The sequence below is a fragment of the Corynebacterium sp. HMSC035E02 genome (assembly GCF_001836065.1).
Taxonomy (GTDB): Bacteria; Actinomycetota; Actinomycetes; order Mycobacteriales; family Mycobacteriaceae; genus Corynebacterium; species Corynebacterium hiratae.
Window position 1 is genome coordinate 1 of the sequence record NZ_KV827294.1, and the last position, 416, is coordinate 416.

General features: G+C 55.3%; 1 protein-coding gene. It reads left to right on the forward strand.

The window, feature by feature from the left end:
* Window positions 1–416: YPDG domain-containing protein (locus HMPREF2635_RS13370; RefSeq protein ID WP_210385860.1), on the forward strand; the 416-nt coding region annotated here is incomplete at both ends.

The following is a 416-nucleotide window of genomic DNA, read 5'->3' on the forward strand; positions in this document are numbered from 1 at the left end:
GCCTGCGTACGAGGAGAAGCTGGTTGTTCCTGGTGAGGAAACCAAGTCGTCTCCTTCGTTCAAGGATAAGGACGGTAAGGACACGAAGGCTCCTGAGGGTTCGAAGTTCTCGATTCCTGAGGACTTCAAGGCTCCTGAGGGCTACGAAGCCAAGATTGACGAGAACACCGGTGAGATCACTGTTACGTTCCCGGATAAGTCGAAGCTGAACAAGGACACCGTTGAGGAGTTCGAGGTTCCTGTCACGGTGACCTACCCTGACGGTTCCACGGATAAGGCTCCAGCTAAGTTCAAGCTGGACACCGATGGTGATGGCGATCCTGATGTCACGGATCCGGATGACGATAACGACGGCATCCCGGACGAGGAAGACCAGAACCCGAAGTCCCCGAACCAGAACACTGCGTTCGAGCCTG